The sequence below is a fragment of the Pyxidicoccus xibeiensis genome (assembly GCF_024198175.1).
Taxonomy (GTDB): Bacteria; Myxococcota; Myxococcia; order Myxococcales; family Myxococcaceae; genus Myxococcus; species Myxococcus xibeiensis.
Window position 1 is genome coordinate 1,759,888 of record NZ_JAJVKV010000001.1, and the last position, 24,706, is coordinate 1,784,593.

The 24,706-nt window shown below is 70.6% G+C and carries 21 protein-coding genes; 13 read left to right on the forward strand and 8 right to left on the reverse strand.

Annotated features, from left to right (window positions below; translation table 11 throughout):
* Positions 1-99 precede the first annotated feature (99 nt).
* The 3 genes from LXT23_RS07080 to LXT23_RS07090 are packed head-to-tail and all read right to left on the reverse strand — an operon-like array spanning position 100 to position 5,581.
* On the reverse strand, positions 100-3,525 hold the full coding sequence (locus tag LXT23_RS07080; protein ID WP_253979296.1) for an ATP-binding protein: 3,426 nt from the start codon (positions 3,523-3,525) through the stop codon (positions 100-102).
* Complete coding sequence (locus LXT23_RS07085) at positions 3,522-4,097, reverse strand: DUF4194 domain-containing protein (RefSeq protein ID WP_253979297.1); 576 nt, start codon at positions 4,095-4,097, stop codon at positions 3,522-3,524. Before LXT23_RS07085 ends, LXT23_RS07080 begins: the two co-directional genes overlap by 4 nt.
* A gap of 47 nt (positions 4,098-4,144) precedes the next feature.
* Entirely contained in the window at positions 4,145-5,581 is a 1,437-nt protein-coding gene (locus tag LXT23_RS07090; RefSeq protein ID WP_253979298.1) for a DUF3375 domain-containing protein, read from the reverse strand.
* Between the two features lie 214 nt (positions 5,582-5,795).
* Here LXT23_RS07090 and LXT23_RS07095 point away from each other — a divergent pair, with 214 nt between their 5' ends.
* Positions 5,796-6,599: a DUF4190 domain-containing protein gene (locus LXT23_RS07095; RefSeq protein WP_253979299.1), complete on the forward strand. Its 804-nt coding sequence runs from the start codon at positions 5,796-5,798 to the stop codon at positions 6,597-6,599.
* A gap of 122 nt (positions 6,600-6,721) precedes the next feature.
* A complete protein-coding gene (locus tag LXT23_RS07100) occupies positions 6,722-8,353 on the forward strand; it encodes a right-handed parallel beta-helix repeat-containing protein (RefSeq protein ID WP_253979300.1) in 1,632 nt (543 codons plus the stop codon).
* 198 nt (positions 8,354-8,551) lie between these two features.
* Here LXT23_RS07100 and LXT23_RS07105 read toward each other — a convergent pair whose 3' ends face one another.
* On the reverse strand, positions 8,552-9,367 hold the full coding sequence (locus tag LXT23_RS07105) for a DUF4382 domain-containing protein (protein WP_253979301.1): 816 nt from the start codon (positions 9,365-9,367) through the stop codon (positions 8,552-8,554).
* Positions 9,368-9,588: 221 nt separating this feature from the next.
* Between LXT23_RS07105 and LXT23_RS07110 the strand changes: the two genes are divergently transcribed.
* The 4 genes from LXT23_RS07110 (at position 9,589) to LXT23_RS07125 (ending at position 13,373) form a co-directional block, all read left to right on the forward strand.
* Positions 9,589-10,116: a secretin and TonB N-terminal domain-containing protein gene (locus tag LXT23_RS07110; RefSeq protein WP_253979302.1), complete on the forward strand. Its 528-nt coding sequence runs from the start codon at positions 9,589-9,591 to the stop codon at positions 10,114-10,116.
* A 197-nt stretch (positions 10,117-10,313) separates the two neighbouring features.
* Complete coding sequence (locus tag LXT23_RS07115) at positions 10,314-10,796, forward strand: DUF2267 domain-containing protein (RefSeq protein ID WP_253979303.1); 483 nt, start codon at positions 10,314-10,316, stop codon at positions 10,794-10,796.
* A 46-nt stretch (positions 10,797-10,842) separates the two neighbouring features.
* The gene (locus tag LXT23_RS07120) at positions 10,843-11,295 is read left to right on the forward strand and encodes a CBS domain-containing protein (RefSeq protein WP_253979304.1); all 453 of its coding nucleotides are present in this window, start codon (positions 10,843-10,845) and stop codon (positions 11,293-11,295) included.
* 197 nt (positions 11,296-11,492) lie between these two features.
* Positions 11,493-13,373, forward strand: coding sequence for an MXAN_5453 family MXYO-CTERM-anchored protein (locus LXT23_RS07125; protein WP_253979305.1), 1,881 nt, complete (start codon positions 11,493-11,495; stop codon positions 13,371-13,373).
* 96 nt (positions 13,374-13,469) lie between these two features.
* On the opposite strand, the gene LXT23_RS07130 is transcribed toward LXT23_RS07125, so the two are convergent.
* The 4 genes from LXT23_RS07130 to LXT23_RS07145 form a co-directional block, all read right to left on the reverse strand.
* Positions 13,470-15,317: a HEAT repeat domain-containing protein gene (locus LXT23_RS07130; RefSeq protein WP_253979306.1), complete on the reverse strand. Its 1,848-nt coding sequence runs from the start codon at positions 15,315-15,317 to the stop codon at positions 13,470-13,472.
* Between the two features lie 152 nt (positions 15,318-15,469).
* The gene (gene dnaA / locus LXT23_RS07135; RefSeq protein ID WP_253979307.1) at positions 15,470-16,822 is read right to left on the reverse strand and encodes a chromosomal replication initiator protein DnaA; all 1,353 of its coding nucleotides are present in this window, start codon (positions 16,820-16,822) and stop codon (positions 15,470-15,472) included.
* A 255-nt stretch (positions 16,823-17,077) separates the two neighbouring features.
* Positions 17,078-17,647 carry an imm11 family protein gene (locus tag LXT23_RS07140; RefSeq protein WP_253979308.1) on the reverse strand — a complete coding sequence of 190 codons (570 nt, stop codon included), beginning with the start codon at positions 17,645-17,647 and terminating at the stop codon, positions 17,078-17,080.
* Positions 17,648-17,656: 9 nt separating this feature from the next.
* Positions 17,657-18,985, reverse strand: coding sequence for an AHH domain-containing protein (locus LXT23_RS07145; RefSeq protein WP_253979309.1), 1,329 nt, complete (start codon positions 18,983-18,985; stop codon positions 17,657-17,659).
* A gap of 355 nt (positions 18,986-19,340) precedes the next feature.
* Here LXT23_RS07145 and rpmH point away from each other — a divergent pair, with 355 nt between their 5' ends.
* From rpmH to LXT23_RS07180, 7 genes are all read left to right on the forward strand, one after another.
* The gene (gene rpmH / locus LXT23_RS07150) at positions 19,341-19,493 is read left to right on the forward strand and encodes a 50S ribosomal protein L34 (RefSeq protein WP_163993305.1); all 153 of its coding nucleotides are present in this window, start codon (positions 19,341-19,343) and stop codon (positions 19,491-19,493) included.
* Between the two features lie 12 nt (positions 19,494-19,505).
* On the forward strand, positions 19,506-19,928 hold the full coding sequence (gene rnpA / locus LXT23_RS07155; RefSeq protein WP_253979310.1) for a ribonuclease P protein component: 423 nt from the start codon (positions 19,506-19,508) through the stop codon (positions 19,926-19,928).
* Positions 19,925-20,143, forward strand: a complete 219-nt coding sequence (gene yidD / locus LXT23_RS07160; protein ID WP_253979311.1) for a membrane protein insertion efficiency factor YidD — start codon at positions 19,925-19,927, stop codon at positions 20,141-20,143. Before rnpA ends, yidD begins: the two co-directional genes overlap by 4 nt.
* A 49-nt stretch (positions 20,144-20,192) precedes the next feature.
* Positions 20,193-22,013 (forward strand): membrane protein insertase YidC, encoded by a 1,821-nt coding sequence (gene yidC, locus LXT23_RS07165; protein WP_253979312.1) that lies wholly within the window; start codon positions 20,193-20,195, stop codon positions 22,011-22,013.
* Complete coding sequence (locus LXT23_RS07170; protein ID WP_256560517.1) at positions 22,010-22,834, forward strand: hypothetical protein; 825 nt, start codon at positions 22,010-22,012, stop codon at positions 22,832-22,834. The genes yidC and LXT23_RS07170 overlap by 4 nt, the downstream gene beginning before the upstream one ends.
* Before the next feature lie 46 nt (positions 22,835-22,880).
* A complete protein-coding gene (locus LXT23_RS07175) occupies positions 22,881-23,108 on the forward strand; it encodes a hypothetical protein (protein ID WP_253979313.1) in 228 nt (75 codons plus the stop codon).
* 122 nt (positions 23,109-23,230) lie between these two features.
* A complete protein-coding gene (locus LXT23_RS07180; RefSeq protein WP_253979314.1) occupies positions 23,231-24,679 on the forward strand; it encodes a collagen-like protein in 1,449 nt (482 codons plus the stop codon).
* Positions 24,680-24,706 lie beyond the last annotated feature (27 nt).

The window sequence follows — 24,706 nt, forward strand, 5'->3', positions numbered from 1 at the left end:
GGAACAAGGTGCCTCCAGGTCTTGGTGCCGTGGATTCACCCTGGCGCTTAGCACGCACCCCCCGCCCCCCGGGTAGGGAATGAGGAGGAAAGCGGGCACTCAGGCGCCGCGTGCCTCCCTCTCTGCTCGATACTCGTCGATGGCCAGGTTGCGGACCTTCGAGCTGCGCCCCGCCTCGTTGTGTACGAAGCCCACACTCGCCACGTAGGGCTCGATGACGCGAATCTTCTGGAGCGGCGTGACGATGAGCAGCTGCAAGTCCAGCCGGCGGAACAGCTCCAGCCCGTAGGCGGCGGACTCGTCCGAGCCCCGGCCGAAGGCCTCGTCGATGACGACGAAGCGGAAGGAGCGCGAGCGTGTCTCGCCCCACTCCAGGCCGAACTGGTACGCGAGGCTGGCCGCGAGCACCGTGTACGCCAGCTTCTCCTTCTGGCCGCCGGACTTGCCGCCGGAGTCCGTGTAGTGCTCGTGCTCCCGGTCGTCCTCGCGCCAGCGCTCGGAGGCGGAGAAGCTGAACCAGTTGCGCACGTCCGTCACCCGCCGCGTCCAGCGCGCGTCCGCCTCCGCGCTGCCCTCGCGCCCGCGGAAGCGCTCGATGATGCGCTTCACCTCCAGGAACTTCTTCTCCGAGTAGGCGTCGTCCCCGGCTGCCCCAAGCTCGGAGGCCGAGGACTCGGTGCACGCGCGCAGCTCCGCCTGGAAGTCGCGCACGTCCGCGTCGGTGCTCGGCTGGGCTTCGAGGAGGATGTAGCGGCCCGGGTTGTAGTCGATGGCCCGCAGCGAGCGGTTGATGGTGTCGATGCGCTCGCGGATGTCCTGGCGCTCGCGCAACAGCTGCCCCTGGAAGTTCACCACCTCGCGGATGGTGTTCTCCGTGAGCAGGCTGCGGAAGCGCGTCTCGAAGCGGGGCAGGTCGTCCGCGCGCAGGGCGCGCAGCATGGCGGCGTACTCGCCCGCGGCGTCCAGGCTGGCGTCCACCTCCTGCGTCTCCAGCGGGAAGGTCGCGCGGTAGGTCTGCATGGCGCGGATGATGGCCTCGCGCCCGCGCTCCATCCGCTTGCCCTCCGCGTCGATGCGCCGCTGCAGCTCCTCGCGGACCTGCCGCTCACGCTCGTCCCCGGTGTCCTCCGGCGCGTTGCCGCCCGCAGTGGCTCCCGTATTGGCTCCCGCAGTGGCTCCGGAAGCCTCCGCCACCAGGGCCTCCACGCGCGGGTAGCACGCGCGCAGCTCCTCGGTGGCCTCGCGCTGGGCCTGCTCGTACCCGGCCAGGGCCTTGCGCGCGGCCTCCTCGCGCACCTCCAGGCGGGCCAGCCGCTTCTCGGTGTCCTTGAGCTTCGTCTCCGTGCGCTCCAGGTCGCGCTCCTGCCGGGTCAGCTGCCCCTCCAGCGTGCGCAGCACGTCGGAGGCGGACTCCAGCTCGCGCAGCTGCTCCTCCAGGCGCTGGACGTCGGTGGCGACGGGGCGCCAGTCCAGCTCGCGGAAGGAGTCATACACGGCCAGCTGGCTCAGCAGCTCCCGGCGTCCCTGCAGGGCCTTGCGCTGCGCCTCCAGGGCCTGGGCGCGCGCGGTGGCGTCACGCAGGCGCGTCTCCAGCGCCTTCGCCGCGTGCTCCAGCGCGGCGCGCTTCTGCTCGTTGGACCAGCCGAGCACGTACCGCGAGCGGTCATCCAGCCGGAACCGGTCGTCCTTCTCGTGCTGCTCGCCGGAGCGCTTGAGCTGGCCGGAGCGCGTCAGGGCCTGGCGCTCGCGGCGGAACTGCTCCTGCGTGTCGCAGCAGGCGTAGTCGAAGCGCCGGGCCAGCTCCGCCTCCAGCCACCGGTACATCCCCGAGTCCGGCTTGAGCATCAGCTTGCGCACCAGCGAGTGAGGCTGGAGCGACGGCGTGCGCGGCGCGCCTTCCTCGCGTACCCGGTAGTAGACGAGCCGCCCGTCCAGGTGCGTGCGCTCCACCCACTGCGCCACCTGCGCGTAGTACGTGTCCGCCACCAGCAGCGACGTGCCGAAGCCATGCAGCACGCGTTCAATCGCACCCTCCCAGTCGCGCTCCTCCTCGCGCACCTGGAGCAGCTCGCCCACGAAGGGCAGCGCGTCGGCTTCCAGCCCCAGCTCCGTGCACATGCGCTCGCGCAGCGCGAGCATCCGCGACGGCAGGTTGGAGCGGCGGCGGCGCAGGGACTCCAGCTCGGCGTGGACTTCAGCGTGCTTCTGCTGGAGCCCGCGCAGCTCCACGCCCACGTCGGTGAGGGCGTGCTGCCCCTGGCCCAGCTCGGCTTCCGCCGCGGCCATCTGCGTGTGGAGGGCGCGGGTGTTGGCCAGGAAGAGGTCCGCGTCCGTGGCCGCGGGCAGGCCGGCCGACTGGGCCAGCCGCGCGTAGCGGTCCGCCTTCTGGAAGCGCGCGTCCTTCTGCCGCCGCCGCTGGGACAGCTCCGCCTTCACCGTCTCCAGGCGCTCGCCCCCGTTGGCGGCGATGGCCTGCTTCAGCCTGTCGCGCTCGGTGCCCTGGCGGCGGCGCTCCTCCACCAATTCGCCGGCCTCCAGCCGGGCCTGCTCGCGCTCCGTGCTCCACTCGGTGAGCTGCGTCTCCACGAGCTTCGCCTTGCGCGCGGCGAACCATGGGCGCAGCGCCTCGCGGCAGCGGCGCAGGGTGGTCAGCTCGGTGGCCAGGGACTCGTGGCGCTCGCAGTCGCGCACCAGGGGCTCCAGGAGCGCCAGCTGCTTCTTGGCCTTGAGGACGGCCTCGTGCGCGCGGTGCAAATCATCGAAGTGGCCGATGAGCGCGGTGAGGCGGGGCTCCACCGCGGACGGCTGGAGCATGTGCTGGCGCACGAAGTCGGTGAGGTTGCCCACCGCCTTCATCGACACCGTCTGGTGGAAGAGGTCCAGCGCCTGCTCGTCCTTGATGCCGAAGCGCCGGCGGAAGGCCGCCGCGTAGGGCGGGAAGGTGTCGTGCACCTCCTTCGTCAGCCCCTTGAGGCGCTTCTTCAGCGCGGCGATGTCCGCGCCGAAGCCCGCGAAGTGCTCGGCGATGGAGAGCCGCGCGTCGGAGACGATGTAGAGGCGCGCGGGCTGTCCTTCCGACTCACGCATCCACAGCACCTGGGCCAGGGTGACGTGCTGGTCGTAGCCCTCGTTGTAGAAGTGGCCCAAAAGGACGGAGTAGCTCGTCCCGTCGCGCAGGAAGACGGGCTTCGCGGCCTGCCCGCCCTCTCCGCGCTCGGACTTGTACTGGCCGAGCACGTACGAGCGCAGGGTGCGCTCGCGCGACTCCGCGCCCGCCGCCTTGTTGTAGGCCAGCTTCTGGGGCGGCACGAGCAGCGTCACCACGCCGTCCACCAGCGTGGACTTGCCCGAGCCGATGTCACCGGTGAGCAGCCCGTTGTCGCCATTGAGCCCCAGGTGCCACACGCGCTGGTGGAAGGTGCCCCAGTTGTAGGCCTCGAAGCGGTGCAGCCGGAACCCGGCGCGCGAGGTGGGCGCGGCGAGGTCGAGCAGGTCCGCCTGCACCAGGGGATGTGCCGTGCTCATGGTGTCGCTCCATTCTCTTCCGTGAGCTCACCCCGCAGGTGCGCCCGGTAGTCCGCGAGCCGCTGCTGGAAGGTGTCCAGCCACTGCGCGTCGACGAAGGCCTTGAGGATGCGGCGCACCTCGAAGGCGTCGTCTCCGCCGCGCAGCTTCCGCAGGAAGCCCAGCTCCATCACCTTGGCGAGGTCCGCGTCCACGCGGTCCATCATCCGGGCCTCGTTCGTCCCGTCCGGCAGGAAGAGGCGCACCAGGTCGATGATCTCCTCGCGCCGCAGCACGAGCCGCCCGCCGCCCGCCGTGGCCTCCGACTCGGCGAGCTTCTTGCGCAAGAGCGCGAGCAGCAGGCTCACCCCGTAGCCGAGCTGCCGGCGCGGCACGAGGTGCGGCAGCTCCGCCCCGCCTTCAGCAGAGGGTTGCTGGCGCAGGTAGGCATAGCCCTCGGCCTCGTCCAGCACGAGCCGCAGGCCCAGCACGGCGACGTGCTCACGCACGCGCTCGTGCACGTTGAGCAGCCCCTGCCACAGGGCGGCGTCGCCCTCCTGGTAGACGACGCCCTTCATCAGGGCGACGAGCACGAGGGACAGGGAGTCGGAAGCGTCAGTCGTACGAGGGGCGTGGGTATTCATCGGTGGAAGAGGACCAGGGGAAGGGTGATTTGCCGGGTGTGGCCGCGCGCATCCGTCCAGAGCAGCGTCTGCGTGCGCGCCTCCTCGAAGTGGGCGTTGCGGTCCTCGGCCGCGAGGTCGAGGTAGGCCACCAGCTCGGCGAGGCCGTGCTGGAGCGGGGCTTCTCTCAGCAGCTCCGCGAGCGACACCTGCTCGCGGGCCTGGAGCGCGTGGCGGACGTTCTCCCGCAGCTGCTCCTTGTCGATGAACGCCTGGGAGAACAGGGCATCCGCGGGGACGTCGTCGCTGCCGTCCAGCACCAGCGAGTCCGCCATGCGCAGCCGGGGCGGGGGGGAGAACAGGGGCCGCTCCAGGGGCAGCTCCACCGAGGGCGCGGGCTCGTCGATTTCCATGAACGCCCGCCCGGGAGGCTGGGCGCGCACGGCGAGCGCGTGCTGCTCCACCCCGCGCAGCAGCTGCATGATGCGGCGGTTCTCCAGCCACGCCCGGTCGTCCAGGTAGCGCCGGAGCTGCTCGGACAGCCGGGCCACGGTCCGCTGGGTGTGCTCGCCAGTCTCGAGCCAGTCGAAGTGGATGCGCAGCAGGCGCGGGTCCGGCTGGAGCGCCTGCACGGCCGGGAGGGCGAAGACGCGCTCCAGCTTGCGCGTCAGGGCCTCCTGGCGCTCGGGGGACATGAGGAAGTCCCAGAAGGCGCGGAAGCTGCGGCCCTGGTCCGAGCCGCTGATGGCGTCATGCTCGCCGAGCACCTTCTCCAGCAGCTCGCCCTGGGTGCCCTCCCAGGTGGCGATGCGCTCGCGCACCACCCTGTCGAGCTCGCGGAAGCCGTGCTCCAGCTCGCGGAAGTCGGACAGCAGGCCGCGCGCGGTGTCGGCCATCTGCTGGAAGCGGTCCTTGAGGGCGGCCTCGTCCATCAGCTCCAGGTTGCCGGCGCGCACGTGCGCCATCTCCGCCTCGATTTCGGCCTTGCGCCGCTCCAGCTCCGCGAGCCGTGCCCGCGGGTCGACCTCGGTGCCCTCCGTCATCTGCTCCAGCAGGTTGAAGACGGTGAGCAGCCGCGACTCGGTGCCCACGAAGGAGCGCTCGGTGAGCTGCGAGAGCCAGCGGATGGCGCGCTCGGCCGAGGAGGTCAGGTCGTAGTGGGGCTCGTCCGTGTCCGGCGGGTAGAAGCGGCGCAGCCAGCCCCGCCCGTCCGCCGACCAGTCCTCGAGGTACGACGCGGCGGCGCGCGGGAAGGCGTCCTCGCCCAGCCGCTCGCGCAGCGTGTGCAGGTGGTCCTCCAGCCGCAGCACCAGCTCCCGCTGGGGCAGGGCCCGCGCGTTGGCCTCCAGGAAGCTGCCGTGCAGGAAGCTGACGATGAGCGGCGCATGGTCTGCGACCAGCAGCCTCCAGGCAGGGTGCTTCTGGCGCAGCGCATCGACTGTGGAGAAATCCATCACACCTCAATGCATACAACCCGGGACTGACATGGACGGGTGACCCACCTGGGAGGATGAATGCCCCTGCGGGAGCAACCAGGCAGGCAGGGCCCGCCCCCGCGACAGGCAGGCGGGCGGTGTCTGTCATTCGACGTCTCACCAGGGTTTCACGGGCGCCGGGGAGCGTAAGACGGCGCTCCGGACAGGGGGCCGCCGTGCGACACTGGGGCGCATGTCCGTCGAAGTGTCACCCGGCGCCCTGCCCCGCTGCGGCGTCCATCCCGAGGAGCTCGCGGCCGCCACCTGCCAGCGCTGCGGCGGGTTCATCTGCACCGCGTGCAGCACCTGGGTGATGGGGACGCTGTACTGCGCCGTGTGCGCGGCCCGGCCGGAGGTGAACTACCTGGAGGACTTCCGCCGGAAGTACTGGGGGAAGCGGGACTCGGGGGCGTGGCTCGTCGGCGCCGGCTCGCTGGCGCTGGTGTTTCTCGCGGTGATGACGGCGCTCGGGCTGAAGCGGGTGGATGCCGCGCTGGCGCTGCTGGCCGCCGCCGGGGTGGGAGTTGCCTTCTTCCTGGGCATGCGGTGGGCGCGAGCCCTGCTGCTCGTCATGCCCGCCGCCTGTGTGGGGTTCGTCATCGCACCCGACAACGGCATCGCCGGGCTGGGCGCGGTCTTCATCCTCTTCGTCTTCGCGCTGCAGCTCTTCCTGGACACGCGCAGCCGGCTCTTCTTCCAGGTGGACGTCTCCGAGAAGGCCCTGCGCCGCCTGTGGGAGCTCCGCGTCAACAACCCGCTGGCGCGGCACGCGGCCTCACTGGGCTTCAGCTCGCTGTTCATGCCGCTGTTCGCCCCTCTGGCCATCATCCTCGGCGTCATCGCCCTGCGGCGCGTGGACCCGCAGGCACGGCCTCCCATCGGCCGGCGGGGGCAGGCGCTGACGGGCATCGTGCTCGGCGTGGCTTCGGTGCTTGCCTGGGTGCTGTTCCTCGGGCCCGTGGTCTGGACGATGCTCGCTGGGATGACGCGGCTCTGAACCGAGGTCTCGCCTGCCCTCCTCCGGGCGGCTCGGGCGCTCGCTCGCTGGCATGGCCGTACATGAAGTCCGAGCCGCATCTTTCGTTGGGCTGGGACTGTTCCCCGTCCAGGAAGGAAGGGATGCGACGCATGACCGTGCCCACGAAGACCTGTTGGACGCTGCTCCTCCTGCTCGCGGCCACTCCGGCCGTGGCCCAGCAGCCACCCGCGCCCGACACCGACGACGGCATCGGCGCTCAGGTACGGCCGGACCTGTCATTCGCTGAGCTGAAGCCCCGCCGTGTCTTCCATGTCGCCATCACGGGCAACGACGGCAACCCCGGCACGGAGCAGCGGCCATGGCGCACGGTGCGCAACGCCGTCACCCGGCTGCGTCCAGGGGATGCCGTCCTCGTCCACGAAGGCACGTATGTGGAGCGCGTGGACATTGGCGGCGCCGCGCGCGACGGGCTGCCGGACGCGCCCATCCAGCTGCTCGCCGCCCCCGGCGAGCGGCCCGTGCTGCGCGGAGGGGACGGGAAGACCACGCCCATGCTGCGCATCGCGCGCAGCTACTGGGTGGTGGATGGCCTCGACATCCAGGCGGCGGGCTCGCAGGCGCACGGCATCCGGTTCCAGGGTGCGCGCCACGTCGTCGTGCGCAACAGCGAGGTCTCCGGCGGCACGGGCCCGGCCGCGGTGACGTTCTACGGCGGTGCGGCGGACATCGGCTTCCTGCGCAACCTGGTGCACGACTACCGGTGGGGTGCGTCGAAGGACAGCCACGGCCTGCTGGTGCAGCCGGACACGGCCCGCATCCTCATCCAGGGCAACGAGGCGTGGAGCAACGGCGGTGACTCGTTCCAGTGCCAGGGCCCGGACACCACGCCGGGCACGTCCATCCCCGTGGACATCACCGTGGAGGGCAACCGCTTCCACGAGGACCGGGAGAACGCCGTCGACATCAAGACGTGCGAGCGCGTCACCATCCGCAACAACAAGTTCTTCGGCTACCGCCCGGCCACCACCGCTCCGCAGGGCGCGGCCATGGTGGTGCACTACTCCGCGCGCCGCATCCTCATCGAGGGCAACCGCGTCTGGGACAGCGGGCGGGGGCTGTCGCTCGGGGGGAACATGGTGCTGAAGGAACCCGTCACGGACGTCATCGTCCGCCGCAACATCGTGTTCAACGGCACCACGGACAAGGGCGGCAGCGGTGACGGGCTGCGCGTGGGCACCAGCCGGCGCGTGCGGCTGTACCACAACACGCTGGCCTTCCTTCCCGTGGGTGGCATCAAGCTGGGCGACGGTGACCACGGCCCGGCGCACGCGCTGCGGGTGCAGGGAAACATCATCTACTCGGCGCCGCGAGCGCTCGAGGTGCGCTCGTCGGGCGTGAGGGACTTCGTGTCGGACCGCAACCTGGCCTTCCGGCCGGGCGGTGACATCGTCTTCCGGTGGGATGGGAAGGATAGCTCGCTGGCGGGCTGGAAGCAGCGCAGCGGGCAGGACGTGCAGAGCCGCGTCGCCGACCCGCTCTTCGTACGGGACCCGGTACGGCAGGACTTCTTCACGCAGGTGGGCTCACCCGCGCGCAACGCCGGAGACCCGAGGCTGCCGGGCAACGGGACGTTCTGCGGCGCGGCACCCGACCTGGGCTTCCTGGAGTCCTGCACGGGCGAGCCGCCGCCCTCCGTGTCCCGGGCCCGTGCGCGCACGCCCGCGCCCTCGGGACGTGCTGTGCCGGGGAGGCGGCAGCCCGGGACGCGGTGAGCGGTTCGGGGCCGGCGGCGCCCGGAAGGAACGCTCATTCCGCGTGAAGGAGCCAGCCCGCCGGACCAAGCGTGGTCCGAGGCCAGCGCCCGGAAGGAACGCTCATTCCGCGTGAAGGAGCCAGCCCGCCGGACCGAGACGGTCCTGCGGCGTCGGCGCCTGGAAGGAGCGTTCCTTCCATCCAGGCGCGTCCACGTCTCAGCCCTCGTCGGACTTCCGCAGGTCGCCGCTGCGCTTGATGTTGCTCTTCACGGTGCTCTCCGCGTCGCTGCACTTGCCGCCGGACTTGCCGTCGATGCGGACCGTGTCGTTGGCCACCTCGACGTCGCCGTCCTGGATGCACTCACCCAGGGGCAGCCCCTCCAGCCACACCTGCGGCTTGAGGAACGCCACGAGCGAGCCACCCTCCGGCACGTCCACACCGGTGGAGGACTCGAAGCGCGCGTCCTCGCTGAACTTGAAGAGCATCTCCAGCTTCCGCGCCACGCCGTCCTGGGTGAAGTCCGCGCGCGCCAGGAAGCTGTAGCCCAGCAGAGGCTCGGTGGCGCCCACCTCGTCGGACTTCGCCTCCTCCAGCCGGAAGTCGATGCGCTTGTAGTTGCCCGCGGGGATGCGCAGCCCGGACAGGTCCGGAGTCGTCGTGCCCGTCAGCAGGTCCACCACGATGGGGCCCGGCACCTGGATGGTTCCCGAGCTGTCGCCGCCCTTGCACTCGGCGCCCTCGAGCAGGCCGCTGACCTCTCCGCACTTCGTGCCCTTGGGCAGGTCCAGGCGGATGTCGCGCAGGTGGATGCGTGCCTGGGTGAGCGTGAAGGCGGTGCCATCGCTCGACTGGAACACGGTGGAGGGCACCGGGGGCGACTCGGCCGCGGCGTTGATCCACGCACTGGAGGTGCTCACCGCGCGCTCGTTCGCCGTGAAGCGCAGGCTGGCGCCGTCACCACCACAGGCAGACAGGCCGAGCGCGAGGGTAGACAGAAGGGTGCCGCTGAAGGCGGGAAGACGAGCAGTCATGGGGGAACTCGGGGGGTGGGAGGGACGCCCGTTGGCCGCGTCCGCTTGCGGTCAGGAGACCCGGCGCCGCGCGCAACGGCCACGATGCGTGGAGGCACACAGCCGGTCACTCCGTGGGAGTCTTCACGCCACGTGGCGGACGCCTGCTCGTCGGGTATGGGCAGAACGCGTGAGCCGCGTGCGCGCTATCCTCGGGAGACTGCTTCCCGGAGGTTCCTTCCATGTCCCGTATCCGAGCCGCCGTGCTCGCGCTGGCGCTGCTGGGTGCGCCCACGCTCGCCGCGTCGCCGAAGTCCGAGGGCCCGCGCGTGACGCTCGACATCGTGAAGGCGGACCTCCACGACGTGCTGCGCATGCTCGCGGACATGCGCCACCTGAACCTGGTGGTGGATGAAGACGTCCAGGGCACGGTGACGCTGAAGCTGCGCAACGTGCCCTGGCGGCAGGCGCTGGAGACGGTGCTCGCCTCCCATGGACTGGGCCGTGAGCAGCAGGGCGAGGTGATGCGGGTGGCGCCGCTGCGCAAGCTCCAGGAAGAGGCGACCCTGCGCACGGCGCTGAAGAAGGCGCGCGAGGAGGAAGCACCCCTGCGGACGTACTTCATCCCCGTGAGCCACGCGCGCGCGGCGGACCTGCTGCCACACGTGCAGGCCCAGCTCTCCCCGCGCGGACGCGTCAGCGTGGATGCACGCACCAACACGCTCATCGTCACCGACGTGGAGCCGGTGAGCCTGCCCTCTCCGAAGTGAGGGCGGAGCGCCTGGCGCTCGCCCACCCACTGCGTCTCGAGTCACCGCGTGCCCTCGAGCCTCCGCACGAGAGGACGGCTCCCGTGTGTGGCTTGCTCCCTGGCCCGTCTCCTGGGCGCGCTCGCGTGGCCCGGTGCCCGCGAGTCGTGCGGTGCCCACGCTCACGTGGGAGCAGAGCGAAAGCAAGGAGGGCAGTGATGGCAAACGAGCGCGAGGGACAGGAGGAGGCGGGAGAGCGTCGGGGCGGCACTCCGGACATCCGCGCACAGCGGAGGGAGTCCCGTACGGCGCAGACCTATGCGCACTTCCTGAAGGACCTGGAGCAGAAGGCGAACATCGGACGTGAGCTGGCGGAGAAGGCCGCGCAGTCCGTGCTGTGCATGCTGGAGCAGCGCCTCATGGACACCGAGGCGAAGCACCTGGAGGCACAGCTGCCACTCAAGGTGAGGGAGCTGTTGCAGCGGTGCCCCCGGCACCAGGGCACGGCACCACGCAAGTACAAGCTGGAGCAGTTCCTGGCCATGGTGGCCGAGGACCTGGACACCACGCCGAACGAGGCCGAGCGGCTCAGCCGCGCCGTCTTCTCCACGGTGCGCGAGCACATCTCCGAGGGTGAGGCCGAGGACGTCATGGGCCAGCTTCCCAACGACCTGCGCGCGCTCTGGGCCCGCGAGGCCTGAGTCGCGCATCACCGAAGGCGGGCCAAACCGAGAGAAGGAGCGCGAGATGATGATGAGGAAGGTCAAGGACGTGATGACGAAGGACGTGGAGGTCATCGACCCCAACGCCTCGCTGAAGGACGCCGCGGAGAAGATGCGGACGCTGAACGTGGGCGCGATGCCGGTGTGTGGCGGCGACAAGCTCTCGGGCATCATCACCGACCGCGACATCGTGGTGCGCGCGGTGGCCCTGGGCATGGACCCGAATACCTGCACGGTGGCGCAGGCGATGACGGACGAGGTGGAGTACGTCTACGAGGACGACGCCATCGACACGGTCGCCCAGAAGATGAAGGACGAGCAGATCCGCCGCATCCTCGTGGTGAACGAGGACAAGCGGCTGATGGGCATCATCTCGCTGGGGGACATCGCGGAGGCGCTGAGCAGCCGCGAGGCCGGCCAGACGCTGGAGGCCATCTCCGAGCCCACGCAGGAGCCGTCAGGGCCCGTCACCCACTGACGCGGCAGGCACATGAGGCAGGGCCCGGGACTCGTGCTGGAGGACCGGGCCCTTCGTGTCTCCAGAGCCTGGGAGCTCCGGAGCCTGGGAACTCCGGAGGCTTGCTCGGGGCGACAGGGCGACGGTGTAAAGTCCGACCCTCCCCGTAATAGCCGGCAGCGGAGACATCCATGAGAGACACGACAGCAAAGTGGAGTGTGCGACCCTTTCCGAGGCTCGGGGGCGTGCTGGGAGCGCTCGCCCTGGCAGCGCCGGCCTGGGCGGAGCTGCCGGACTACACGCCGCAGCTCCAGGCGCGCACCAACCTGCGGGGCAATGCGTCCGGGGCCTACAACGTGGAGCCGGGCAACCTGCTCGCGGGGAGCCTCCAGGTGCCGCTGACGCTGGACCGGCAGGTGGCCTTCCGGCTGTCGATTACGCCCGAGGGACGCTCCGCCGTGTGGTGGGGCGGGGACGGCATGGGGCGGCGCCTCTACCTGCTGCCCGACCTGGGCGAGGACGCGCGCACGGGAGACCCGGGGCTCAACTCGCGGGGAGACATCGCATTCGCCGTGACGGGGGCAATCAGGGCGGCCGACAACGGGGTGTATCTGCTGAACGCCGCGACGCCGGACCCGGTGCGCGTCATCCGCGAGCCCACGGGTGCGTCGGACTGGTCGAGCCTGTGGCTCAACGAGGTGGGCCAGCTGGGGGCGCGGGTGACGTTCAGTGGCGTGGGCAAGGCGTATGCGCTGCTGACGCCGCAGGGGGCTGGCTACGTGGCGACCCTGGTGGCGAAGGAGAAGGGCGTCGACGCGGAGAGCCCCTTCGAGTTCCTCTACTCCCCGACGCTCAATGACCTGGGAGAGATTGCCGGCGTGGGGGACACGCGGGCGCCCGGGACGGGGTTCCAGGAGCTGCGGGTGTTCAGCGCGGATGGCACGTCGCGGGTCATCGCGCGGACGCGGGACCTGGATGCGGCGTCGCCCATCTACCGCTTCGCGTCGGTGCAGCCGGCGCTCAACAACCACGGGCAGGTGGCGTTCCTGGCCACGGTGAGGGACGCGAGCGAGCGGAACATCGTCACGGTGTTCCTGTGGACGGGCCGGGAGCTCCGGATCGTGGCGCAGGGCGGCCAGGGCGGCATCCGGGATGTGGAGTTCTTCCCGGCGGACCTGAGTGACGGCGGGCTGGTGGTCTTCCGCGCGTTCGACAGCAATGGCCTGCGCGCGGTGTGGGTGGGCGACGGGGTGGAGCTGAAGCGCGTGGTGAGCGAGCACGACATCCTCCCGTCCGACCTGGGGCCGGCGCGAGTCGACCAGGAGACGCCGAGCAACCCGGTGTTCGCGGGTGGGCCGCTCATCAACGCGCGGGGGGACATCACCTTTGCCGCGGGCCTGGCGCCGCCGGACAACGACCAGGTGGAGTGGGGCACGGCCATCTATGTGGCGCAGTCGTCGCTGCCTCCGCCGGGTGGGTCGGATGGCGGGACGGACGGTGGCACCGACGGTGGTCCTGGCGAGGACGGTGGTGCGGATGGTGGCCGGGGTGAGGACGGCGGAGTGGATGGTGGCCCGGGTGAGGACGGTGGAGTGGATGGTGGCCCGGGTGAGGACGGTGGCACCGACGCTGGTCCTGGCGAGGACGGTGGCACCGACGGTGGTCCTGGCGAGGACGGGGGCACCGACGGTGGCCCTGGCGAGGACGGTGGTGCGGACGGAGGCCCTGGCGAGGACGGTGGTGCGGACGGAGGTCCTGGCGAGGACGGGGGCACCGATGGTGGCCCTGGCGAGGACGGTGGCACGGATGCGGGCGCGGGTGAGGATGCGGGCGCGGACGCGGGCTCTGGTGGGGATGGGGGCACGGATGCGGGCGCGGGTGAGGATGCAGGCGCGGACGCGGGAACGCAGGAGCCGGATGCCGGCCCGGTGACGGATGCAGGCACCGGTCAGCCTCCGGATGCGGGCAATGGCAACCCTGGAGAGGACAACGGCGGCTGCGGCTGTCAGTCCACGCAGGCCTCGGCGTTCATGCCATGGCTGCTGCTGGGACTGGCGCGGTTCGCCTCGGCTCGCCGCCGTGGCTCGCGGCGGGACTGAGACATCAGGCTGCTCGAGGTTCGCTTGAGGCACGGTGTGCCGGGCTTCCACGTGAGGGAGCCCGGCACACCCCCTGCCCCACCCGGGCGGCGCGCCCTACCCCGCCAGCATCGAGGCCGCGAGGCGCCGGACCTCCTCGGAGACATCGTTCTCGGCCACGTCGCGCAGCAGCGCCACGGCCAGCTCGTCCACGGTCTTCAATCCTCCCAGCAGCCGCACGACTTCCATTCGCACCTGTGCGCTCGAGTCCAGACGCAGCGCCGTCGACAGGGCCTTCATGTGCGGGCCGGCCACGCGGTGGGACATCGCCGCCACGGCCTGGGTCCGGACCCGCGGGCTCGGGTCGCCCAGCAGCACCTCATCCAGCAGCGCATCGGCCTCCGCTCCCGGAATCGTCCGGAGCGCATCCATGGCGGCGTCACGGACCTTCGTCGAAGGATGCAGGAGCGAGGACTTCGCATACGCCAGTCCCCGGGGAGAGCCGGCGTTGGCCAGCGTCTTCAGACACACCACGGGGTCCACGCTCCGGGCCTGGCAGCGCTTCAACACGCCCTCCAGCAGCTCACGGCTGCGAGCGGGCTCCATGGGCTCCAGCCCCTTCACCACCGCGCCCACCGCCAGCGCCGCGGCGTTCTTCACCTCCTCGTCCCGAGCCCCGTCCAGCGCCAGCTCCAGCGCCGCGGCCAGCGCGAGCGTGGGCGTCTGCACGCGGCTCGCCACCCGGGCCGCCTGCGTCCGCAGCTCCGCGCGCACGCGTGCTTCCTCCAGCACCGACACCAGCGCCCGCTGTGACTCCGGCGTGCCCGCGCTCCCGAGCGCCTCCAGCAGCTGGCCCGCCAGCTCCGGACTCGCCGTGCCCTGCCGCACCATGCGCGTCGCGCGCTCCAGCTCGGCGGGCTCCAGCCGGAACAGCGCCGCCAGCCGCGCGCGTGTCGCGTCCCTCGCGTGCGGCTGTGTCGCCCGCGCGAGCAGCCGCAGCAGCTCAGCGGACGTCGCGCCTCCCACGAGCTGTCTGTCCCCGGCTGGCGTGCTCGCCTCGGCCGGCTCCGCCACTGCCAGCCGCTCCGTCTTCAGCGTCGAGCGCACCGCCTGGAAGTCCCCCAGCGACAGGGGCTGGCGGTCCACGCCCACGCCCGTCAGCGCCACCCGCGTCTCGAGGCGTCCCGTCCCGCTCACCTCCATCACGTCCGAGCCCGCCGCCTCCTTCACGTGGCCGTCCTCGAAGAGCGTGAAGGCCAGGTGTCCCTTCAGCCGCGGCGGAGTGCCGGGAGCCGCCGAGCGCAGGTAGCGCCGCTTCGTCTTCACGTACGTGTTGGTGCTGCCTCCCGCGCGGTACTCCGACTCGAAGTCGCCGGTGGTGTCCGACTCCTCGGTGCTCCAGGTGGAGCCGTCCTCCGCCACGAACTGGGTCGCCGCGAGCAGCGCGCGCACGAAGCGCCGTCCCGTCGTGTCCACCGTCGGAGGGAAGTGCACCGCCAGCACCCGGCCTCGCGTGTCCTGCGCCACGTACACGGGCCGCTCGAGCATGACGCGCAGCAGTTGCTGGGCATCGGGACCGAGCACCTGCGTCCCTCCCCGCTCCATCTCCACCCGCGTGAGCACCACCCGGCCCTGGAACAGCTGCTGTCCGCCCTCCGCGCCCGCGTACGTGAGGTCCAGCGTGCCGCTCCACCCGGTGTGCAGGACGTCGGGCTCGCCCGCGACGCCGCCGATGGCCCGCGTGTCCAGGTCGAACAGATACCGGTATCGCCAGCCGGGGATGAGGACCCGGTCCTTCCCCTTCACCCCCTGGCGGACCTCCTTGGGAATCCGGGGTTCGGAGGTGACCAGGGTGACCTGCGGTTCCGTGGGGAACGCGCCCATTCGCCGGTCGGCCACCCGCCACAGGCCCGCTCCCGCCAGCACGGCGAGCAGCAGCAGCAGGCTCTTCAGGCGATGGCTCACGACATCCTGAATACGCGCACCCAGCGGATTCTTGGCTGTCGACGCCCCGCGTCAGAGGGACGGAGCGGGTAGGGGCGTTCAGTCCCAGACTGGACCCGGGGTGCGCCGCACCCTTGGGAACGCGCCATGTCGGGGGCGGGCCCCGGCGTGCTTCAGTTCGCGCCGAGCTTCAGCTCCAGCTCGGCCAGCTCGCGCTGCACGGTGGAGTCCGACGCGCGGAGCCCCTCCACCTTGCGCACCGCGGAGATGACGGTGGAGTGGTCCTTGCCGAAGCGCGCGCCAATCTCCGGGAAGGAGCTCTTGGTCAGCTTGCGGCTCAGGTACATGGCCACCTGGCGCGCGTGGGCGAGGGCCTTGTGACGGCGGTCCTCCTTCAGGCCCTCCACCGTGACTTTGTAGAAGCGGGCCACCTCGCGCTGGATGGCCTCGATGTCCACCGCGCGCTGGGCGGGGAGGATGTCGCGCAGCACCTCCGAGGCGAACTCCTCCGTCACCTGCTGGCGCGTCAGGCTGTGCACCGCCGACAGCTTCACCAGCGCGCCTTCCAGCTCGCGCACGTTCTTCTGGATGTGCTTCGCGATGAAGTGCGCCACCGAGTCGGGCAGGTCCAGGCCCTCGGCCACGGCCTTCTTCTGGAGGATGGCGACGCGCGTCTCGTAGGTGGGCTCGCGGATGTCCGTCATCAGTCCCATGGTGAAGCGGCTGCGCAGCCGCTCCTCCAGGCCGGGAATCTCCGCGGGCACCGTGTCGCTGGTGAGGACGATGGCCTTGTTCAGCTCGTAGAGCGTGTTGAAGGTGTAGAAGAACTCCTTCTGCGTCTCCTCGCGCTTGCCGAGGAACTGGATGTCGTCGATGAGCAGCACGTCGCATTCCTCGCGGAACTTCCGCCGGAACTCGGACATGCGGTGCTCGCGCACGCTTTCGACGTACTCGTTGGTGAACTGCTCGCTGGAGAGGAACACCACGCGCTGGGACGGGTCCTTCTCCCAGATGTGGTTGCCCACGGCCTGCAGCAGGTGCGTCTTGCCCAGGCCGGTGCCGCCATAGATGTAGAGCGGGTTGTAGTGGCGGCCCGGCTTGTCGGCCACGGCCTGGGCGGCGGCGGCCGGGAGCTGGTTGCTGTCCGCGACGACGAAGGTGTCGAAGATGAAGCGCCCGTTCAGCCGGGCCGGGCGGGCCGAGCTCGCCTTGACTGTCGGTGTGGGTGGGAGGCTCGGGTCGGGCTCCAGGCCCTCGACGACCTCATAGGCCACGGTGACGAGGCCGTCACCCTGCCGGGAGAGGTGGGCATCCAGCATGGGGCGGTAGTGATCATCCACCCAGTCGCGGAAGAAGCGATCCGGCACGCCCATCACGAGGGTGCCGTCGCGGACCTCCAGGGGGCGCATCCGCTCGAGCCACCGGAGCGCGTAGTCGAACTTCTCGGAGCGGATCGCCTCCAGCATCCGGGCCCAGATAATTCCAGCACTTGGGAGTGGAGAAGAGGCTTGGGCGAGGGCGTTCACGCGTGTCTCAACCGTGCAAAGCGAGGGGCCTGCGGGCGGTTCGGCCGTGCTAACAGACGGTTCCGGGTCGATCAAGCAACCGGCTCAAAGCACCGGACTTCCGAGTGCTTTTCCCGACGCCGCTGATCGGCAACGGCCATGCCGACCCGGCACGGTTGTGGGCCGCCGGCACCCTCCCCCCAAGGTCTGGGGGCGGATCATTCCGCCCCGGACTCCGGGTGCGGTCTGCAAAAGCGCGGGGCTTTGCAGCGGGGGCTACACCTCGGTGAACTTCACGCCCGTGGCCTTCGCGCGCTCCAGGGCCGTCTTGATGTCCTCGGAGACGATGAGGGCGAGGTTCCAGCCCCAGGTGCGGAACACCTGGGTGTCACCCACTTTCGAGGTGTCGATGCGCATCCCCGAGACCGAGCGGTACTCGCCCACCCGCTCTGGCTGCCCGTGCTCGGGCTTCCAGTAACGCACCTCCCTGGAGGCCTTGTCGTCGATACAGCGAATGAGCCTGGTGGCGACGAGAAGGATGTACTGGTCGGGGTGACCCTGGATGTCCACGGGGATGAGCTGCACGTCGTTGGGCGCCAGCTCCGAGAAGATGGACGCCATGCGGACGTGGACGATGGGAGCTGTGCTGAGTCCCATGGTGGAGAAGTCCAACGGCCTGCCGGGTTGCGCAATGGGAATGGTCAGACGACCTTCGACACGAACAGGGTGCCCCTCCCTGAACACGTAAGGGTTGTCCATCTCCTGACCGCGCTCGTCCAAGGGGTCGTCCAGGTACCAGTATCCAGATCGAACGTTTTCGGCGAGTTCGAAGAAGCGAGCTGGCATGGAGCGTTCTTATCGCGACTTGCCCCGGGTCAGCAGTCGATGGATGTCTGTCCCCTCTGAAATTGCTTCCTCGGCCAGTTCCCGGAGTGCGTCGGTGAGCAATTTGCGGCACGCATTCACGGTTCGGCACGAAATCGTCGCGTCGTTCAGGCGTTTGAAAACCAGTGCATGGTACTCCTGCGGGTGGGGGCCCTTGTGGCCTGGGACATCCACGATGTTCTCGGGGTCCTCCAGTTCCATCCCCGCCTTCTTGAAGAGCTTCTCGAACCTCGGCGTCCAGGGCCCGCCCCGCGCAGCGGAGATGCTGTTCTTGTCCGTGGCCAGGTGATGGCTCTGGCTCCGCTCGCGGTTCGCCATGACCACCGCGTTGGGCGCGAGCGCGAGGGTGAATCCCTCGGCCGTCACCGCTACCGACCGCACGCTGCCCACGGCGGCGTACTGGAAGCCCGCCTGCGACTCCACCGCGAGCGCCGCCTGGGCGGAGCCCGGCAGCCGCGCTGACTTCGCCGCCAGCCCCGCCGTGTTGCCGATGGCCGCCGTGGCCAGCATCGCGAAGACGCGCGCCGCGTTCTCCCCGAGGACTTCGCCGTACGCCTCACCCGCCGCCTGCAACTGCTCGAAGGAGGTGGCCCGGTCGACCTCGCGCACCAGGGTCAGCCACCCGTCCAGCAGGCGCCACACCGTGTCCACGCCCAGGTAGGCAATGGCGACGGCGGTCAGGGTGGCGGCCAGGCCCTTGCTCACCGGCTCGGGTAGCGCCCAGAGCAGCAGATACATGGCCACCGAGGCTGAGAGGGTGGCCATGAGGGCTTGCGGGTCCGCCATGTCCTCCAGGGCCTCGGCCGTCTCCTCCCAGACCGAGTCCATGGCAATGGCCAAGGCCAGCGTGTACTTGCCGTCGCTGGCCAGCAGGGGCCCCTCGTCCAGCAGGCGCAGGCAGTCTCCGGGCTGTTGCTTCCGCGAGCACCACTGGCCGTAGGCGCGCGTCAGCTCGTCGTCCGCGTAGGACTCCAGGAGGTGTGGACCGTCCGTGTCCTCTGGGAAGAGCCGCCGGCTGCGGTGCTCGTACCGGTACACGCCGCTGCGGGAGGGGACGCCGAAGAGCGCTCGCGCCTCTCGCATCGGGTGCTGGAAGGGCCGCACGTCCCTGGCCAGCTCCACCACGGCCGCCTTGAACTCCTCGTCGTCGAGTTCGGCCTCCTCCAGCTCGGCCTCCTCCTCTTCGTGCGGGGTGACGACGAAGGAGTCCTGACCGGTTTCCAGGTGGACGAGGCGGGTGGCCGAACAGCCTGAAGCCACCAGCAGCAATCCAAGCGGTAGGGCCCAGCGCGCTGTCATGGCGATTCCCCGGCGTGAGCGCCCGCCAGAAGACGGGCATGCGCAGGAAATACAGGGAATGCCTGACATGCGGACGAAGCTCGTCGAAGCCCGCCCTCATGAGCCTCCCGACGCATGCGATTAAACCGACCGCATCGAGCGTTGCTCCGGTGGCCGTCCAAGCCAGCAGGGTCACCCAGACCCACACCCACCCACTCCAGCCCGGCTGTTCGCCGGATCAGAAGGGATTCTGGGAAGGGTCCAGGTGATCCAACGTTGACTTACCCTGGAAAGAGGGTTACGGACCCGCCCCTTTCCCCAGTTCAGGTCGCGCCGGAGCGGTAGGAGGCGCCGCCATCATCAAGGAGTTAGAGCCGTGTCCAAGCGCACGTACCAGCCGTCGAAGGTCCGCCGCAATCGCGCCCACGGGTTCCGCAAGCGGAACGCCACGAAGGGCGGCCGTGATGTCCTCAAGCGCCGCCGCGCCAAGGGCCGCAAGCGGCTCGTCGTGTCCGCCGCGAAGAAGTAAGCGAGCCTGCGTGTGAGGGCCGAGGGTGCGACGCCGGGCCAGTCAGGCCCGGCAGACCAACGCTTCCCCAAGGCCCTGCGCCTGCTTCAACGGCGCGAATTCCTGGAGGTCCAGGAAGGTGGGCAGAAGGTGCCCTCGGACTGCCTCCTGGCGCTCATCAAGCGCAATGGCCGGTCGTACTCCCGTGTTGGCCTCACCGTGTCGAGCAAGGTGGGCAACGCCGTGGTGCGCGCGCGCTTGAGGCGAGTCTTACGTGAGCTGTTCCGCAAGCGGCGCACGCAATGGCCGCCCGGCCTGGACGTGGTGCTGGTGGTGCGCTCTTCCGCGAAGGAGGCGTCCTTCCCGGAGCTGTCGCGTGCCTTCGACGGTGTCACCCGTAAGCTGCAGCGGCTCCCGCCGGCCGCGGAGACGAAGCCGAAGGAGCCTCCCCGATGAGCCCGCTCGCCTTCGTCATCTCCCTGCCCATCCGCTTCTACCGGAAGTTCCTCGGCCCGCTCCTGCCGAAGGTCTGCCGGTTCCATCCCTCGTGCTCCACCTACGCCATGGAGGCGCTGGAGAAGCACGGAGGCCTCAAGGGCTCCTGGCTCACCCTCTGGCGGCTGCTCCGTTGCCAGCCCTTCCACCCCGGCGGCATCGACCCGGTGCCGTGACGGGGGCTTCCACCCCTTGCCGCCCTCTCCCTCTCGGAGGGGGGAGTCTATGAACGATCCGCTCTCGCCCCAGTCGAACGATTCGCAGAAGCGACTGCTGGCCGCCCTGGCCCTCTCGTTCGCGGCCACCGCCGTCTACACCTTCTTCTTCGCCCCCACGCCGCCTCCTCCCGGAGCGGAAGGTGGCGCGGACGCAGGCGTCGTCGTCGCCGGCCCCGCAGACGCCGGCCCCGCCCAGGCCGCCCTCCCGCCCGACGCCGACGGAGGCACCCCCGCGGTCGCCGCCGGAGACGCCCCGCCGCCGCCCGCGCGCCAGGTGGACCTGCAGCGCCCGGAGGTCCACTACGCCTTCTCGTCCGGAGGCGCCGGCCTCACCTCCGCGGTGCTCCAGGGCTCGAAGATGCGCGAGCAGCAGGAGCTCAGCGTCCAGCAGGGCTTCGAGAAGCTCATCGGCAAGGACATCCCCCCCGCGCCGCAGATGAACCTGGCGCAGCCGGTGCCGGGCCAGCCGCTGCCGCTCGCCGTCTCCATCCAGGGCGCCAGCCCCCTGCCCGCCGACACGCGCTTCACCGTGACGGAGGGTGCCGAGGGCGCCGCCGAGGGCCTCACCTTCACCGGCCGCCAGGGCCCGTGGGAGGTCGTGAAGACGCTGAAGTGGCCGCGCGAGGGCTTCGAGCTCACGTACACCCTCCAGGTGCGCAACACCTCCGGCCAGCCGCAGAGCGGCGACCTCCAGGTGCACTACGGCCGCGCCATCGACCCCAACTTCGAGCACGCGCCCTCCTTCTTCGGAGGCGTGGGCAACCAGAGCCGCTCCGCGTGCTGGGTGGGCGAGGAGCTCCAGAAGATGGTGCCCGGCGACGACGCCCCCGACGCCGAGGACACCCGCGGCCCGGTGCACTACTTCGGCATCGACCAGCAGTACTTCCTCTCCGCGCTCTACCCGCTGGAGGGCCCCCGCCAGGGCTCCTGCACCCTCACCGCCACGCCCACCGCGCGCACGGTGACGGCGTCCTTCCCGCTCACGGTGGCCGCCGGCGAGACGGTGACGTTGCGCTTCGGCGGCTACCTGGGCCCCAAGGACCCGGACCTGCTCGGCGTGGTGCCCGGCGCCCCGCTGCGCCAGGCCGCCAGCCTGGGTGACACGGCCTTCCACCCGAGGCTCGAGGACACCATCGACTTCGGCATCTGGGCCGTCATCTGCAAAATCCTGCTGGCCGTCATGAAGTTCTTCCACGGCCTCACCGGCAACTGGGGCGTGGCCATCATCCTGCTCACGGTGGTGGTGAAGATGGTGCTGCTGCCGCTCACCTACCGCTCCATGGTCAGCATGGAAGAGGTGAAGAAGCTCCAGCCGCGCATGGAGGAGATTCGCAAGAAGCACGCGGACAACCGCGAGCAGCAGAACCTCGAAATCATGAAGCTGTACCAGGAGGCCAAGGTGAACCCGCTGGGCGGGTGCCTCCCGCTGCTCATCCAGATGCCCGTGTGGATTGCGCTCTTCACGGCGCTGCGCAACAGCTTCGACATCTACGGCGAGCCCTTCATCGGCCCCATCTGGCGCGACCTGACCTACAAGGACCCCACGTACCTGCTGCCGCTGGCGCTGGGCGTGTCCATGGTCATCACCCAGAAGATGCAGCCGCAGATGATGGATGCGACCCAGGCGAAAATCATGACCTGGTTCCTGCCCGTCATCTTCACGCTGACGCTGCTGCAGTACCCGGCGGGCCTGTCGCTCTACATCTTCACCAACAACATCCTCTCCATTGCCCAGCAGTACGGGCTGCGGAAGTGGCTGGACCGGAACAAGCCGCAGACGGGCGGCGGCACGCCAGCGGTGGCGGCGGCGGGAGGCAGACGCAAGTGAGCGAGCAGCAGCAGGCACCTCAGCAGCCGCCAGGGGCTTCGGACCCTGGCGCACCGGCGTCCAACCCCGGCGCCTCGGCGGAGTTCCGGGCCCGGGTGGAGCAGCTCCTCGGCGACATCCTCGGGCTGATGGGCTTCCCCGCCCGGCTGGAGATGCAGGACGCCGCCGATGGCAACCTCTCCGTGGCCCTCCACTTCGAGGCGGGCCCGCCCCCCGGCGTGGAGAACGGACGGCGCAGCCAGGTGGTCGACTCGCTCCAGTTCCTGCTCAACAAGATGATGCACCGGCCCGGCGTGGAGCGACGCTGGGTGGTGCTCGGCGCGGGCGCCCACCCGGAGCCCCGCCAGCGCCGCGAGCCGCAGCAGCCCCAGGCGGCCCAGGCTGCGGCACCCGCTCCGGTCCAGGCCGCGCCGGCTCCCGCCGCTCCTCGCCCTGCTCCCCAGGCGGCCGCCCAGGCGCCCGTGAAGGCGGCGCAGGCCCAGCAGCGGGGCGCACAGGCGCAGCCCGCCCGGTCTGCCCCGGTGACCAAGGTGGACTCCGACGAGCGCTCCATGACGGTGGAGGAGGATGCCGCGCTGCGAGAGGCGGCCCGCAAGCTCGCGGAGAAGTCTGCCAGCCTGGGGCGCTTCTATGCGCTCGCCGCGATGAAGCTGGAGGACCGCGCGCGCGTCGTCAGGGCAGTAGAAGGAGTGGGTGGAGTGAAGGTGACGGCGGAGGGCGAGGGTCGCAACCGCCGGGTGGTTTTCACGCCGGAGAAGCCGGCTCCGCTGCCCAAGCGGGCCCTGCTCCCGGACGACGACGAGGACGACTTCGACGAGTGAGCGCGCTCGCGCCGCACTCGCCGGGTCGCTGGAAGAGAGAAGAGGGATGGGCAAGGCGAAAGCTCTCAAGGACAAGCTGTACGGCGCGGCGGTGCTGAAGATGAGCTTCCGCCTGCGCGGGGACGAGGAGTCTCCCGCCTTCCGTTTCGTCTACCCGGGCGTGCTGCGCGATTTGGAGCTCGAGGACGCCGCGGTGGAGCGCTACATCGAGGAGAACCGCGAGGCCGTGGAGAAGGCCGCTCGCGGCTCCACGCCCCCGATGGGGCCGCGTTAGGCGAGTCGGGTTCCACCCAGTGCCAGAGGGGAAGTGCGGCTCCGTATGACTGGGAGCCCCTTCCCGCTGAAATCTCCATGCGGGAACGTGTCTGGTGTTCCACACCCGCCTGGAGTGTTTCCGTGAGCAGTCGCCTCGTTCGCCGTGCCGTGCTGTCGCTCGTCCTGTCCCTCACCGCGTGCAAGGAGGCGGAGAGCGGAACCCCGGGGCCCCAGGGGCCCGCCGGTGAGCGCGGCCCCACGGGCCCCGCCGGTGAGCGTGGGGAGCAGGGCCCCGCCGGTGAGCGCGGACTCCCGGGTGAGCCGGGCGTCGCGGGTGCCGCCGGTGAGCAGGGGCTTCAGGGGCTCATGGGCCCCGCGGGTGAGCGTGGCGCGCAGGGGCCTCAGGGGCTCCAGGGCGAGCGCGGCCTCCCGGGCCCCATGGGCGCGACGGGCGAGCGCGGTCCCCAGGGCGAGCGGGGCGCGGCGGGGGAGCGCGGCGAGACCGGTGAGCGTGGGCCCGAGGGTGCCGCGGGCCCGACGGGTCCGCAGGGTGTTCCGGGGCCGGCGGGTGAGCGCGGGCCGAGTGGCCTCGACTACAAGCGCATCGTGGTGGTGGCCGCGGGGGCGACGCCGGCCGAGGGTGGCACCGCGCTCCGCGCCGCGATTGACGGCATCACCGTGGGCGCCGGGGAGACGTGGGTGGTGAAGCTGGAGCCCGGCATCTACGACGTGGGCGCCACGCCGCTGCAGCTCAAGCAGGACGTGTTCCTGGAGGGCTCGGGGGAGGACGCCACGGTGGTGCGCTCCTCCGCCGCCACGCAGGGCACCGTGGTGGGGGCCTCGGGCGTGCTGCTGACGCGGCTGACGGTGATGAACACCGGCGGTGGCGACAGCTCCGTCGCCATCTTCAGCACCGCGCCGTTCCTGGACCTGCACGACGTGGTGGCGGTGGCGAACAACGGCACGTCCGTCACGTACGGCATCAACATGAGGAACGCGCAGGGCACCTTCGAGAACGTGCGGGCCTTCGCCAACAGCCCCCCGGCGGGCGTCGCGGGGGGCCTTCGCTGCACGGACTGCTCGCTGAACCTCATGGAGTCCTACGCCGAGGGCAAGGGCGGTGACTTCGCCACCGGCGTGTTGACGCTGCGGGGCACCGTCTACCTGCGCAACGTGACTGCCAGCGCGACGGGCTCGCAGCACAACTACGGCGTGTACGCGGCGGGCACCGTGGCCATGGCCGGGGTGGAGGGCGTGGCGCGCGGCGGTGCCTTCGCGGCGGGTGTCTACGCGGAGTTCGCCCACGTCTCCGCGCGCAACAGCGTGCTCAGCGGCACCGGAGCCACGGAGTCGCTCGGCTTCGACAGCGCGAACACCACCGACACGCGCTACAGCGCCACGTTCCAGGGCTCGACGCTCACGGGCACCACGCACAGCGTGCGCGCCGTCCGGGGCTTCGACGTGCGCATCGGCACCTCGATGCTGGCGGGCGGTCCGGCCACGCTGGTGAGCATCAACAACTCGCTCGTCTGCGTGAACACGCACGACGAGTTCTACACGGCGCCGGGGGCCCAGGGCGTCTGCCCGTAACAGCACCCTTCCCTGCCCCGGGTGCGG